The organism is Actinocrinis sp. (assembly GCF_035650855.1).
Taxonomy (GTDB): Bacteria; Actinomycetota; Actinomycetes; order Streptomycetales; family Catenulisporaceae; genus Actinocrinis.
Genome location: NZ_DASRGV010000282.1, coordinates 1 through 13,772 on the forward strand (window position 1 = coordinate 1; position 13,772 = coordinate 13,772).

Consider the following 13,772-nt stretch of genomic DNA (forward strand, 5'->3'; position numbering starts at 1 on the left):
CGTTCATCGCGGCTCTGGTCACCCTGGACTCCGAGGCGCTGCCCGGCTGGCTCGAGCTGCACGGCAGGGACAAGTCCACGCCGCTGGACCAGCTGGCCGGCGACCCGGCGGTGCTGCACGAGATCGAGGAGGCGGTGGCCGGCGCGAACCAGGCGGTCTCCAAGGCGGAGAGCATCCGCAAGTTCGCGGTGCTGCCGATCGAGTGGACGATCGAGGGCGGCCAGATCACCCCGTCGATGAAGATCAAGCGCAACGTGATCGCGCAGCAGTACGCGGGCGAGATCGAGAAGCTTTACGCGAAGTAGTAGAAGTAGGAGTAGCTGCTTAACCCACCGGCCTCTGCTTGGCCCCCCTTTGAAGGGCGGGCTCAGGCGGAGGCCGGTGGGTTGAGCAGCGCGTTGAACCGCTCGCGGATGGTGGACCACTGCCAGCGGCGCTCGACCCAGGCCCGTCCCGCGGCGCCGAGCTTCGCGGACAGCCCGGGGTCGGCGAGCAGTTCCGCGACCCGCCGGGCGGTCAGGTCCACGTCGCGGCCGGGGACGACGTAGCCGGTCTCGCCTTCGACCACCGCGTCCGGCGCTCCGCCGGAGTCGCCGGCCACGACCGGCAGGCCGGTGGCCGAGGCCTCCAGGTAGACGATCCCGAGGCCCTCGACGTCGAGGCCGGCGCGGCGGGTGCGGCATGGCATCGCGAACACATCGCCCAGCGCGTAATAGAGCGGCAGGTCTGCCCAAGGCATCCGACCTGTGAAGATCACGTCTCGCTCGACGTCTGCCTCACGCGCGATACGTTCCAGGTCCTTGCGGTACGGACCGCCGCCGCCGATCAGCAATGCCGCGTCGGGCACCGCCTTCTTGACCTGTGGCCAGGCGCGAATGAGCGTGTCCTGGCCCTTACGCGGCACCAGCCGGGATACGCACACGGCTACCGGACGGTCCGTCAGACCGTAACGCTTGCGCAGCTCCGCGACCTCGGGTGCGGTACGTAGCTCAGGTCTGAATCGCTCCGTGTCGACGCCCGGCGACAGTTGCGCCATCTGCTGTGCAGCCTGCGGACTGAGTACAGCGCCGATCCGGGTGCGCTGATACTCACTCAGGTACGTGACGACGTCGACGCCATCACCGATTCGGCGTAGCAACGAGCGAGCCCCCGGAAGCTGCGCCCAGCCTGTTTCGTGGCCGTGCGTCGTTGCGACCAGGCGATTGACACCCGCGCGGCGTAGTGCCGGCGCCATCAACCCAAGCGGCGCCGCCGCTCCGAACCAGACCGTCTCGCAACCCTCTGCCCGCGCGATCTCGCAAGCCCGCCGAGTGCGCCGCGGCTCGGGCAGGAGCACGGAAGTGTTCTCGCGCACCGTCAGATACGGCCGCGCCGCGTCATAGGCGCGGCATTCGGCGGCCTTGCCACGCCACGTGGAGGCGTACACCACTACGTCCGATGGGGTGAACCCGTCGACCATGGCCTGAACGAACTCCTGGATACCACCGGGCCGCGGAGGATAGTCGTTCGTGACGACGAGGGTGCGGGGCATGCCGCAACGATCTCAGATCGGAACCACCGAAGCACATGACGGGGCGCCAGACCGCGACAAGGCCACTGCCGGCGACACAGGCGACGACCGGAAGGGTGATCACCAGGCAGCGCGCGCGGACCGCCGTGCTGCCCGCGGCGTGCTGGGCGTCGACCCGGGCCGTGTTGCTGCTGTTCACCTACAACGTGATCCCGTACATCTCGCACGGCGACATCGTCGGCGACGTGAAGACGTACAACCGCTGGTCGCAGGCGTTCACGTCAGGGCACTTCCCGTTGCACGACCCGGTGTGGCAGTATCCGCCCGGCGCTTCAGTGGTCATTGCGCTGCCACGCATCGTGCGAGGCGTTACCGAATTGAGCTACTACTCGACGTTCTACGCGATGGCGCTGCTCGCTGACCTGATCACGTTCCTGTTGGTGGTGTACCGATGCTGGTACACGGCTGAACGGAACACGGGTACAGCCGTGGCTAAGCGCCCGATCAACTACACCGGAGCCTGGGTGTACGTGGTCGCGATCTTCGTGCTCGGGCCGATCGTGTATGGCCGCTACGACATCATCGTGGCGATGACCGCGGCATTCGCTCTGGTGGTGACCACCAGCAGCGCGGCGTGGACGTGGCGGCTGCGCGGCATGGCGATCGGCCTCGGGGCGGTCGTGAAGCTTTGGCCTGCCGCGCTTGCCGTGGGTCTGCCCAAGCGCGTGGGCGGGCGCAGGGCGCTGCTGTGGGCGGGGATCGCGGCGCTGCTGCCCACGCTCGCGCTCGCGGCCACGTTGCCCGGCGCGTTCGGCTTCCTGGCCGGTCAGCAAGACCGCGGTCTGGAGGTCGAGTCGGTGCTGGCGACGCCGTTCCTGATCGCCAGGCACCTCGGCTACCCGGGCGCGATCCGGCATCAGTACGGCGCGTTCGAGATCACCGGCCCCGGCATCGGCGCGGTCCTGATCTGCTGCGAGGTGCTGACCGTGGCCGGGTTCGCCTGGTTGCTCTGGTGGCGCAGGCGCGCGGACCTGGTTCCGGGGCGCTGGTCAACGGCGCTGTACTACGACGCGGCACTTACTGCGGTAATGATCGCGATCGTGACGAGCCGTGTGCTTAGCCCTCAGTACCTGGTGTGGGTAGTCGCGCTCATCGCGCTCTGCCTGACACTGCCGAACAGCGCGTTAACCGGACCGTGTTGGCTTCTGCTCGGCGCAATCTCACTCACCCAGATCGAGTTCCCGCTGCTGTTCTCCCGGCTCGTGCACGGCGGACGCTGGGCGCCGTGGTTCGTGACCGGCCGCAATCTGATGCTCGTCGCCGCCACACTGTGGGCTGTCCGCCTGCTGCGCCGCGCGGTCGCTCCGGAAGGCGTATCGTCCGCGCCATGACCGCTGATGTGACCGTGGCGAACGTCGAACCGAGCCCGACTGCGGTGGTCGCCGTGGCCACGACGTGGGCGCAGTTCCCGAAGGTGTGGCGGCCGATGCTGGACGAGGTGTGGGCCTTCCTGCGCGGCGGCGCTCCAGCGGGGCTCTACAAGCAGGGCCACAACGTCATGCTCTACAAGGACGATGTGCCCAATGTCGAAATCGGCGTCCAGGTCAACGGCCCGTTCGAGCCCGTCGGGAACGTCGTCGCGTCGACGCTCCCCGGCGGACTTGCAGCCACCGCGACGCACACCGGCCCGATTGCCGCGATCGGCGAGACCCATGCCGCGGTAGTCGCCTGGAGCAAGGCCAACGGGCACACGGTGACCGGCGCGCGCTGGGAGATCTACGGCGATCCCGATCCGTCGACCGGCCAGATCGACGTGACCGTGTCCTGGTCGCTGGTATCGGCGTGATCGAGAGCCGCGGCGCCGCTACTGCGTCGGCCTGACCACCTTGTCGATCGGCATCGAAGCGAGCGGGGTGAACTGCACGACCGAGCCGGGCCGCGGGGCGTGGATCACCATTCCCTGACCGACGTAGATGCCGACGTGTGTGCGCCCGGAGAAGTAGATCACCAGGTCGCCCGGCCGGATGTCGGCGACCGGGATGCCCGGTCCGATTTCCGCCTGCTCCTGCGAGGTGCGCGGCAGCTGCACGCCCGCGGCCGCCCACACGTGCTGGGTGAGGCCGGAGCAGTCGAACTCGCCGGGACCGGTCGCGCCCCATACGTAGGGCTTGCCCAGTTCCGCATACGCGGTCGAGACCGCCGTGATCGCCCGGCTGACGTCGGGGGCGGGGATCGCGTCCGGACCCGAGGCCGCGACGGACTGCGCGGACGCCGCGATGGCCGAGACCAGCGACTTGAGCGAGGGAGCTGCCGCCTTGACCATCGAGCCGAGGCCGTCTGCGGGCCCGCCGGCGCCCGGCGCGCCGTAGCCGAGACCGCCGCCGTTCGCGAGCGCCTGGGCCACCTGGCTGCGGTCGGTCGAGTCGAGCGCGTCGAGGCGGTCGCGCGCGGCGGAGAGCTTGGCCTCGATATCGGCGCGGTGCACGGCCAACTGCGACTGTGCCGCGCGCAAGTCGGCGAGGTCGGAGGCGGATTCGCGGTCGAGCTGGTCCAGCGCCTGCTGGTCGCGTAACGCGGTGAGGACGCGATCGCGGTCGACGTCAGCCATGCGGTCGGTCATTCCGGCGCGTGCGAGATAGCTGTCCGGATGCGCGGAGAAGACCAGGGCGATCGAGGGATTCACACCCGCGGTGCGGTACTGCGCGGCCGCGAGGCGTCCGAGGCTGCCACTAGCTGCGGCGAGCTGTGCACGCAGCTGTGCGCTATGTGTTCCCGAGTTCGCGACGGCGGCTTGGAGCCGGGCGATGCGTTCCTCGGTCGCGTCGTAGGCCTGCGTATCCGCCTCGGCCTGCTGATAGAGCTGTGCGATTTCCTGCTTGGCGGCGTCGAGGCCCGCGTCGACGGGGGCGCCGTTCGCCAGGCCTTGGCCGCCGAGGGCGGGGTCGTTGGTGCCGGAACCGGGGGCCGGCTCGGCGTGGCCCACTGCGGGCACCAGGCCGGCTGCGGCGACGGTGGCCGCCACCAGTCCGGTGGCGCGCATCAGGCCCGGGCGGCAGCGTACGCGTCTGTGGGACGCCACGATCGGCGTCACTCCTCTCGCTCGGCTGCGGCCCGTCCGCCCAAGAGAGCTGTCGCTCTGGCCGCCCCCGATTCGGCGGGCCGAATGCGCAACGTAGCGAGCCGGTGACGCTGAGAGCAACGATCTGTCACTCGATCAGATCAGTACGCCATGGTCGGGACACCGCCGGGCAGTGCCGGAGGGGGCAACTAGCTGTAATTCATGGCGTGTCAGCCGCGAGCGAGAGCGCGCACCAGCATCGCCGAAGGCACCGGACGGGCACCCGAGCGGCGTACCCCGTCAGCCACCTCGCGGTCCGACGAGACGACGATGAGCGGGCGCCCCTGCGGCTCGGCGGCCACGAGCCGGCGGATGAGCTCGTCGGCGATCTCGCCGGGATGCGAGAACAGCACGCGCACGCCCTTGTGCTGCGGTACGGGCACCGGCCCGCCCAACTCGGCCCCGTCGAACACGCACGTGATCTCGGCTCCGGTGCGCGCCGCGATCGATCCGAGGCCGCGCAGCAGCCGGACCCGCTGCTCGTGCAGCGAGAGGGTCGGGTACGCCGTCTTGGTGACGTTGTAGCCGTCGATGACCATATGAGCGCGCGGCAGGGCGAGCAGCTGATCGAGAACCGCCGGGTCGTCGTGCGAGCGGGCCTTGCCCTGGATGTCGCCGGTTCCGGGAGCAACCGGGCGCAGCGCGTCGACCGTGTCGGCCGGGCGTTGTTCGGTCGGCGAGAGCGCGAGCTCGCGGCGCAGGCCGGTGGCGGCCTCGGAGATGGTTTCCAGCAGCAGCCGCAGCCGGACCTCCCCCGCGCTGCGGTTCTCGCGCACGCTGCGGCGTGCGGCCTCCAGCGCGGCCTCGGCGTCGGTGAGCCGGGCGCGGACCCGCCGTAGCTCGCTGTCGGCCTGTGAGACGGCTCCTGCGGCCTCCGTGCGGGCCTCTTGGGCCTCCGCCTGCGCCCGGCGCGCCTCGGCCTGCGCGCGCCGCATGTCGGCTTCCAGCTGCCGATTGCGACGGCGTAGCGAGTCGCCCTCGCGGCGCTCGGCGACGATCTCCGCCTTCAGCCGCTCGACGTCCGCCTTGGCGGCGTCGCGTAACGCGTCGATCTCTGCCTTAAGGCGCGCCACCTCGTCGCCCAGGTGCTCGTCGGCGACGGCGCGTTCGGCGGCGCGGGCCGCCAGCTCGGCCTCCTCGACGATGCCGGGCCAGCCGGCCGGGCGTACCAGGTAGGCGAGCGCGGCGACGTCGCGCGGATCGGCGGCGGCCGGCAGCACGCCCGCGTGGAACGCCTCGACGACCTCCGGAAAGGCGTCGCGGACCCGGTCGGCGATCCGCTCGCGGAAGACCGCGTCGGTCTCCACGGCCGCGGCCAGCGGCGTCGCGGCCAGCTTCGCGCGCTTGGGCGGGGCGAACCGCGCGAACGGCCGAAGCGCCGTCGGCAGTTGTGACAGCGGCAGGATCCCGGCCGTCTCCGCGGCCAGCGAGACGACCCGCTGCCGCACCGCCTCGCTCAGCGGCGCGGAGAGCCGCTCGGCAGGCGCCTGCGCCGCGACAGGGCCGACCGGCCCATCCGGGTCGACAGGGCCGTCCGGGTCGACCGGCCCATCCGGCGAGGCGAAGGTTTCTTGCACGTCGGAGCCGTCGGCGGGCCCGATCGGCGAGGAGTCCGGGGACGGCGGCTCGGCGGAACCGGAGGTCCGCGCCTCCCGCTCCTCGCCGTCCACGTCAGCTCCTCTCACATTTCAAGGGTAGAGGGTGGATTCCCAGACGCGGGCTTCGTCACGCGCCCCGCGCGCGCCGCGTGCAGTTAGAGCGCCGAAAAGCGCCTTCAAAGACGGAAAAGTGGGCAGACTCAGGGGCGTGGTGATCCCGATTCACGACAAGAATCCGGTGCGCCGGACCGCCTACGTCACGTACGCGCTGATCGCGCTGAACTTCGTGGTGTTCTTAGTCGGTCCGAGCGCGTCGGTGGTCGGCAGCCCCTCGCCCACCCAGGCCTGCGTGCAACAGCGCTACTTCGTCGAACACGGCGCGATCCCGTACGAGCTGATCCACAATCAGCAGCTCACCCCGGCGCAGGAACCGAGGATCGCGGTGGACACGAATGCGGGCCGAGCGGTCTGCGTTTTCACCGCGCTGCCGCACAAGGTGCCGTTCGTCTCGGTGCTCACCGCGATGTTCATTCACGCCGGATGGCTGCACCTGCTGGGGAACATGCTGTTCCTGTATGTCTTCGGCAACAACGTGGAAGATCGGCTCGGCCGATTGCACTTCCTGTTGTTCTATCTGGTCGGCGGCTATATCGCTACGTACGCCTTCGCCCTTCTCAACCCGGGCGCGGTAACGCCTCTTGTCGGTGCGTCAGGTGCCATCGCCGCTGCGTTAGGCGCTTATCTCTACCTGTTCCCGAAGGCGAAAGTCACCAGCCTGGTGCCCTTCCTCTTCTTCATCCCGCTGCGCTTCCCGGCCTGGCTGGTGCTCGGTTCCTGGTTCGTGCTGCAGCTGCCGTCGATCCAGCACCTGCTCGGCGTGCCGACGGACACGACGGTGGCCTACGTGGCGCATGTGGCCGGGTTCATCGCGGGCTTCTTGTACGCGATGGCGGTGACCGGCCGCCGCAGACCCGGTCCGCCGGCGCCGCCGCCACCCCCGGAATGGCAGCGCATGCGCGCCACGTCACCACCGGGTCGGGGCCCGCGCGGTCCATATGACCCGTACGGCTTTAGGGTGGCGGCATGGTCACAGCGATTGTCATGATCAAGACGGATGTCGATCGGATTCCCGAGATCGCGCAGGAGGTCTCGGGGATCGAGGGGGTCAGCGAGGCGTACTCGGTGACCGGCGAGTGGAACCTGATCGCCATCGTGCGGGTGCGGCACCACGACGACCTGGCCGAGGTGATCCCGGGACGGCTCAACAAGGTCGCGGGCATCGTGCGTACCGAGACGCACATCGCCTTCCGCGCCTACTCCTCGCACGATCTGGAGGCGGCCTTCGCGCTCGGTATCGGCGAGTAGCCGGCGGCGTTCGGCGGTTGGCGGACGGCGCGGACGGCGCCTGACGCGAAAACGCCGCAGCCCTCCCAGCCGAACGCTGGGAGGGCTGCGCGGTGGAGCGGTCCGCCGCCGCCGTCAGTGGTGGCCGCTGGTGATCGACTCGTGGTACTCCTCCACGGACGGCTTCTCGATCCGCGTGCCGAAGAAGAAGTGCGTCGCCTTCGCGCGCAGCTTCGCCCGGCGCAGCTTCGGCGCGGGCACGCCGTTGGAGTCCGCGGTCTGCGCGATGCTCAGCGGCCGGTGCACGTCGTGCGCGGTCAGCTTGAACCGGTCGCCGTCCGAGAGCGGGGCGTGCACCTCGGAGAACTCGCCCTCCGGGGAGCGGATGATGATGCCCGCCTCGCGGCCGTACAGCACCTTGTCCCGGTCCGCGCGCTGCAGCCCGAAGCAGATGCGCCGGGTGATCCAGAAGGCGAACACCGGGCCGACGAAGATCAGCACCCGCCCGGTCCAGGTGATCGACTCCAACGACAGGTGGAAGTGCGTCGCGATCAGGTCATTGCCGCCGACGAACCACAGCACGCCGTAGAAGGTGCAGCCCGCCACGCCAAACGCCGTCCGGGTCGGCACGTTGCGCGGCCGGTCCAGGATGTGGTGCTCACGCTTGTCCCCGGTGACCCACGCCTCGATGAACGGGTACACCGCCAACGCCGTGAACAGGATCCCTGGCACGATCAACGCCGGGACGAGCACGTTGAGCGAGAGCGTATGCCCGAGGAAGTTGAACTCCAGGTTGGGCATCATGCGCAGCGAGCCCTCGAGGAACCCGATGTACCAGTCGGGCTGGGATCCCGCGGTGATCTCGTTCGGCACGTAAGGCCCGTAGGTCCAGATCGGGTTGATCGAGACCAGGCCGGCCAGCAGCGAGATGATGCCGAAGACCAGGAAGAAGAACCCGCCCGCCTTCGCGGTGTACACCGGCAGCAGCGGCAGGCCGACCACGTTCTCGTTGTTGCGCCCGGGACCGGCCCACTGGGTGTGCTTCTGGTAGAAGACCAGGATCAGGTGCACCGTGATCAGCGCCAGGATCAGGCCCGGCACCAGCAGGATGTGGATGGTGAACAGCCGCGGCACCAGGTCGTGCCCCGGGAACTCGCCGCCGAACAGGAAGAACGAGACGTAGGTGCCGACGATCGGGATCGAGAGCACGACGCCCTCGGCGATGCGCAGGCCGGTGCCGGACAGCAGGTCGTCCGGCAGCGAGTAGCCGCAGAAGCCCTCGAGCAGCGCCATCACGAACAGGCCGAAGCCGATGATCCAGTTCAGCTCGCGCGGCTTGCGGAACGCGCCGGTGAAGAAGATGCGCAGCATGTGCACGGTGATCGCCATGACGAACACCAGCGCGGCCCAGTGGTGGATCTGCCGCATCAGCAGGCCGCCGCGCACGTCGAACGAGATGTTCACGGTCGAGGCGTACGCCTCGGACATGCGGATGCCGTCGAGCGGGGTGTACGACCCGTTGTACGTCACCTCGTTCATCGACGGGGTGAAGAACAGGGTCAGGAAGATCCCGGAGAGCAGCAGCACGATGAAGCTGTAGAGCGCGATCTCGCCGAGCATGAAGGACCAGTGGTCCGGGAAGATCTTGCGCAGCTGCTTCTTCGCCGCGCCGGCGATGCCGAGGCGCTGGTCCAGGTAGTCCGCGGCCTTGCCGCCGAACGTGGTCGGCGCCACGCCGTCGGCGAACTCGGCGGAGTGCGGGGTCGTGGCGGTCATCCGCGCTCCCAGAAGCTCGGGCCGACCGGCTGGTCGAAGTCGCTCTTGGCGACCAGGTAGCCGTCGGCGTCAACCGTGATCGGCAGCTGCGGCAGCGAGCGGGCCGCCGGGCCGAAGATGACCTTGCCGTCCTCGGACAGGTCGAAGGTGGACTGGTGGCAGGGGCACAGCATGTGGTGCGTCTGCTGCTCGTACAGCGACACCGGGCAGCCGACGTGCGTGCAGATCTTCGAGAACGCCACGATGCCCTGGTAGCCCCAGTCGCGCTCCTGCTGCGACTTGATGTCCGCCGGGTCCATGCGCACCAACAGGATCGCCGACTTGGCCATCATGTTGTTCAGGTCCTCGCCGGCGGTCAGCGCGGCCAGCGGCCGGCCCTGCACCAGCGAGCCGATGGTGATGTCCTCCGGCTTGATGCCCTGGCCGGTGGTGCCGTCGATGGACACCGTCATGTCGTTGATGATCCGCTCGCCGGCCTTCCACGCGGTGTGCCGCAGTGAATCGCCGGGCAGCGGGCCGAGATCGCGCAGGATCCACAGCGCGGGCAGCGGCAGCACGGCCAGCGCGCCGAGCAGGGACCTGCGGATCAGCGGCCTGCGCTTGATGCCGGAGTCCTCGACGCCCTGCCGGAACTCCGCCGCGGCCTGCGCCTTGGTCTCGGTGTCCGATTCGAGCGGGTGGCGCTCCTGCGGGAACTCCACGTCCGTCATCAGGGTCCTGGCCCAGTAGATGGCCCCGGCACCCAGCGAGAACAGCGCGACGCCCAGCAGCAGCCCGAGCGCGAAGTTCGACGCGGAGACCGCGCCGATCGGGAAGAAGTTCACCGTGGCGGTCTTGGACACCTCGGTGTAGGCGACCATGAAGCCGATGGTGCACAGCGCGGACAGCGTGAACAGCGCCGCGATCAGGCGTTCCTTGCTCCGGGCGACCTTCTCGTCGATGTCCGTGGCGCGCGGCCGGTGCGGCTCGAGCCCCGGGTCGGCGAACGGGTCCTCCGGCAGGGCGACCTCGTGGCCGTGCCCGTCTGTGTGCTCGTCCACCCGGACGGGGCTGTGCTCGTCGTACCCGAGCTCGGTGAGGTTCGGGTGGTTCGTCTCGTCAGCAGTCATCGCTCTCGATCACTTCCCCGCCTTGGCCGCGGCCGCCTTGGCGACCTTCTCCGCGGAGGCCTTCGTGGTGTGCGCCGCGATCCAGACCGCGCACAGCAGCAGCGCGATCAGCCCGACGGTCCAGATGAACAGGCCCTCCGAGACCGGCCCGAGCCTCCCGAGGCCCGCGCCGCCGTAGTTCGGCTCGTTGCGGCTGGCGGTCAGGTAGGAGATGATCGCCTGCTTCTCGGCCGGCGGAATGACCTTGTCGTTGAACACCGGCATGTTCTGCGGGCCGGTCAGCATGGCCTCGTAGATCTGCTGCGGCGAGGTGCCGGTGAGCTTGGGCGCGAACTTGCCGTCGGTCAGCGCTCCGCCCTCGCCCGCGAAGTTGTGGCACTGCGAGCAGGTCTCCCGGAACAGCTGGCCGCCGAGGGCGACCGCGTTCTGGTCGAAGGCGTACTGGGACGGCGCCGGGATCTGCGGGCCGCCGCCGAGCGACTGCACGTACGCGGCCATGTCCTGGATCTGCTGCGTGCTGAAGATGTTCGGCTTGGCCTCGACCTGCGCGCCGAGCTGCTTGGCCGGCATCCGCCCGGTGGAGACCTGGAAGTCGACCGAGGCCGAGCCGACGCCGATCAGCGACGGGCCGAGGTTCGTGCCCTCGGCGGCCTTGCCATGGCAGCTCGAGCAGGACGAGGTGTACAGCGCCTTGCCGTTGGCGATCTGCTGCGCCGCGCTCTCCCCCGTGTCCGCGCTGGCGGTGGGGGAGACGAAGGCGGCGAACAGCGCGCCGGCGAAGGCCAGCCCGAGCGCCAGGACGACGAACGCTGCCAGTGGGTGGCGTCGCCGCGTGGAGAGCGATTTCACGACTTGGTTTCCCTCATCAGGCTTGCGTCCGTTGGTTACTTGATCACGTAGATGACGCTGAACAGGCCGATCCACACCACGTCGACGAAGTGCCAGTAGTACGACACGACGATCGCCGCGACCTCTTGGTCGTGGCTGAACCTGCGGGCCTTGTACGTGCGCATCATCACCATGAGGAAGGCGAACAGACCGCCGGTCACGTGCAGCCCGTGGAAGCCGGTGGCCAGGTAGAACGCGCTGGTCCAGGCGTTCTCCGAGATCGGGTGCCCGTCCTTGACCAGGGAGGAGTACTCGTACACCTGCAGCGAGATGAAGACGGCGCCCATGATGAAGGCCAGGGCGTACCACTCGCGCATCCCGTACCGCTTGACGTTCAGGATCGAACCGCTCCGGTTGACCTGGTGACGCTCCGCAGCGAACACGCCGAACTGGCAGGGGAACGAGGACAGCACGAGGACGATCGTGTTCGCCAGGGACAGCGGCACGTCGAGGTGCGCCGCGTTCGCCCGGAAGATCTCGTCGCCGTTCACCGAGCGCAGGGTGAAGTAGATCGCGAACAGCGCCGCGAAGAACATCAGCTCGGAGGCCAGCCAGATGATCGTCCCGACACTGACCAGGTTGGGCCTATTGGGCACCCGGTGCGCGGGTGCGGCTTGGGTTGCTGTTGCAGTCGCCACGGCGGCCATTATGGTCCCTGCCCCGATCGGCCTGACGCAGGGGGTCCGGGTTACCGGTTCGGCGGGGTGAGGTTACGTCAGAATGGAGTAGTCGCCCCGGGTCGAATCGGACATTGGGCTCGATTCGCGGCGTTGAGCGACGGCGGTAACGCCGGTCGGACGTCCGGTTATGCGATGTCCGTCAGTAATCTCGCCCCGTAATCCAATCGTTAATGCGCCCCAGCGCGATGTGGCTCGGGCGCTCGCCGGGCGCCTCGATCCGCTTGCTGTCGGCCCTCGATTCACACCGTCTGGCGCTGCCACTACGATCGGCTTCGGCACAGCGGTTACGTCACAAGCGCGATATGTCACGAGGGAGTGGCCCATGTCCAGCCAGTCGACCGTCGACCACACGGTCGCCACTCCGGCGCCCCCCGTCAGCTTGACCGTGCTCGTCTACAGCGACGACGCGAACGTGCGCGCCGCGGTGCGTGCGGCGCTCGGTACCAAGCCCGCGCCGGACCTGCCCACCGTGCGGGTGCGCGAGGTGGCCACCGAGCCGGCCGTGATCGAGGCGATGGACGGCATCGCGCGGGGCCGCGGCCGCATCGACCTGGCGATCCTGGACGGCGAGGCGGTGCCGGCCGGCGGCATCGGCATCGCCAGGCAGCTCAAGGACGAGATCTACCAGTGCCCGCCGCTGCTGGTGCTCACCGGCCGGGCGCAGGACGGCTGGCTGGCCACCTGGGCGCGCGCGGACGCGGTCGTGCCGCACCCGATCGACCCGGTCCGGCTGGCGGATGTGGCCGCCGCGCTCTTGCGTCCGCGGGTAGCCTGAGCCGCGACGGCCGGGGACCCCTGGCCGCACCGGCAACGCGCGGGAGGAGGGCCAGGATCATGACGTCATCGACGGCGGGCAACGCGGCGGAGGGCACGCACACCTGGCCCTCGGTTCTTCGAACCCTGGTGCGCGGCGAGGCGCTGTCCGGCGAGGCCGCCACGTGGGCGATGCACGAGATCATGAACGGCGACGCGACCAGCGCGCAGATCGCCGGCTTCGCGATCGCGCTGCGCACGAAGGGCGAGACGGTCGAGGAGGTCGAGGGCCTCGTCGCGACGATGTACCAGCACGCGCAGACCCTCGACGTGCCAGGTCCGATCGTGGACGTGGTCGGCACCGGCGGCGACATGGCGCGCACGGTGAACATCTCCACGATGTCGGCGATCGTCGCGGCGGGAGCCGGCGCGCGCGTGGTCAAGCACGGCAACCGCGCGGCGTCCTCGTCCTCGGGCGCGGCGGACGTGCTGGAGGCGCTCGGCCTGCGCCTCGATCTGCCGATCCGGCGGGTCGGCGAGGTGGCCCAGGAGGCGGGCATCACCTTCTGTTTCGCCCCGGTCTTCCACCCGGCGCTGCGCCACGCGGGGCCGACGCGCAGCGAACTGGGCGTGCAGACGGCGTTCAACATGCTCGGCCCGCTCACCAACCCGGCCAGGCCCAAGGCGCAGGCGATCGGCGTCGCGGACCGGCGGATGGCCCCGATCGTCGCGGGCGTGCTCGCCAAGCGCGGCAACTCGGCGCTGGTCTTCCGCGGCGACGACGGCCTCGACGAGCTGACCGTGACCACGACCTCATCGGTATGGGTCGCGCACGCAGGCGAGGTGACCGAGGCGACGTTCGACCCGCGCGACGTAGGCATCGAATACGCGCCGATCGAGTCGCTGCGCGGCGCCGACGCGCAATACAACGCGAACGTGGTCCGCAAGCTGCTGTCCGGCGAGCGCGGTCCGGTCCGCGACGCGGTGCTGCTCAGC

General features: G+C 69.6%; 13 protein-coding genes and 1 pseudogene. 7 read left to right on the top strand and 7 right to left on the bottom strand.

The genetic code is table 11. The annotated features are described in order from the left end of the window. A pseudogene (locus tag VFB40_RS20185) lies at positions 1-305 on the top strand (long-chain fatty acid--CoA ligase); the annotation flags it as partial. Positions 306-367: 62 nt separating this feature from the next. Here the strand turns inward: VFB40_RS20185 and VFB40_RS20190 are convergent. Beyond that, positions 368-1,531, bottom strand: coding sequence for a glycosyltransferase family 4 protein (locus tag VFB40_RS20190; RefSeq protein ID WP_324852966.1), 1,164 nt, complete (start codon positions 1,529-1,531; stop codon positions 368-370). Between the two features lie 95 nt (positions 1,532-1,626). On the opposite strand from VFB40_RS20190, the gene VFB40_RS20195 reads away from it, so the two are divergent. Further along, complete coding sequence (locus VFB40_RS20195; protein WP_324852968.1) at positions 1,627-2,901, top strand: glycosyltransferase 87 family protein; 1,275 nt, start codon at positions 1,627-1,629, stop codon at positions 2,899-2,901. Further along, on the top strand, positions 2,898-3,356 hold the full coding sequence (locus VFB40_RS20200) for a GyrI-like domain-containing protein (protein WP_324852970.1): 459 nt from the start codon (positions 2,898-2,900) through the stop codon (positions 3,354-3,356). The genes VFB40_RS20195 and VFB40_RS20200 overlap by 4 nt, the downstream gene beginning before the upstream one ends. Positions 3,357-3,374: 18 nt before the next feature. Here VFB40_RS20200 and VFB40_RS20205 read toward each other — a convergent pair whose 3' ends face one another. After that, positions 3,375-4,550 carry a C40 family peptidase gene (locus VFB40_RS20205; protein ID WP_324852972.1) on the bottom strand — a complete coding sequence of 392 codons (1,176 nt, stop codon included), beginning with the start codon at positions 4,548-4,550 and terminating at the stop codon, positions 3,375-3,377. 248 nt (positions 4,551-4,798) lie between these two features. Then, positions 4,799-6,313, bottom strand: a complete 1,515-nt coding sequence (locus tag VFB40_RS20210; protein ID WP_324852974.1) for an NYN domain-containing protein — start codon at positions 6,311-6,313, stop codon at positions 4,799-4,801. A 121-nt stretch (positions 6,314-6,434) separates the two neighbouring features. Here VFB40_RS20210 and VFB40_RS20215 point away from each other — a divergent pair, with 121 nt between their 5' ends. Continuing rightward, positions 6,435-7,331, top strand: a complete 897-nt coding sequence (locus VFB40_RS20215; RefSeq protein ID WP_324852977.1) for a rhomboid family intramembrane serine protease — start codon at positions 6,435-6,437, stop codon at positions 7,329-7,331. Continuing rightward, the gene (locus VFB40_RS20220; RefSeq protein ID WP_324852979.1) at positions 7,310-7,591 is read left to right on the top strand and encodes an Lrp/AsnC family transcriptional regulator; all 282 of its coding nucleotides are present in this window, start codon (positions 7,310-7,312) and stop codon (positions 7,589-7,591) included. The genes VFB40_RS20215 and VFB40_RS20220 overlap by 22 nt, the downstream gene beginning before the upstream one ends. 114 nt (positions 7,592-7,705) lie before the next feature. Here VFB40_RS20220 and qcrB read toward each other — a convergent pair whose 3' ends face one another. The 4 genes from qcrB to ctaE are packed head-to-tail and all read right to left on the bottom strand — an operon-like array spanning position 7,706 to position 11,990. Further along, positions 7,706-9,346 carry a cytochrome bc1 complex cytochrome b subunit gene (qcrB, locus tag VFB40_RS20225; protein ID WP_324852981.1) on the bottom strand — a complete coding sequence of 547 codons (1,641 nt, stop codon included), beginning with the start codon at positions 9,344-9,346 and terminating at the stop codon, positions 7,706-7,708. Then, positions 9,343-10,455 carry a cytochrome bc1 complex Rieske iron-sulfur subunit gene (gene qcrA, locus VFB40_RS20230; RefSeq protein WP_324852983.1) on the bottom strand — a complete coding sequence of 371 codons (1,113 nt, stop codon included), beginning with the start codon at positions 10,453-10,455 and terminating at the stop codon, positions 9,343-9,345. Before qcrA ends, qcrB begins: the two co-directional genes overlap by 4 nt. A gap of 9 nt (positions 10,456-10,464) precedes the next feature. Next, positions 10,465-11,304: a cytochrome bc1 complex diheme cytochrome c subunit gene (gene qcrC / locus VFB40_RS20235; RefSeq protein WP_324852985.1), complete on the bottom strand. Its 840-nt coding sequence runs from the start codon at positions 11,302-11,304 to the stop codon at positions 10,465-10,467. A gap of 35 nt (positions 11,305-11,339) precedes the next feature. Continuing rightward, entirely contained in the window at positions 11,340-11,990 is a 651-nt protein-coding gene (ctaE, locus tag VFB40_RS20240; RefSeq protein ID WP_324852987.1) for an aa3-type cytochrome oxidase subunit III, read from the bottom strand. Positions 11,991-12,345: 355 nt separating this feature from the next. Here ctaE and VFB40_RS20245 point away from each other — a divergent pair, with 355 nt between their 5' ends. Then, positions 12,346-12,798, top strand: coding sequence for a hypothetical protein (locus VFB40_RS20245; protein WP_324852989.1), 453 nt, complete (start codon positions 12,346-12,348; stop codon positions 12,796-12,798). Positions 12,799-12,857: 59 nt separating this feature from the next. Further along, positions 12,858-13,772 (top strand): anthranilate phosphoribosyltransferase (gene trpD, locus VFB40_RS20250; RefSeq protein WP_324852991.1); only part of this gene is annotated, 915 nt, incomplete at its 3' end.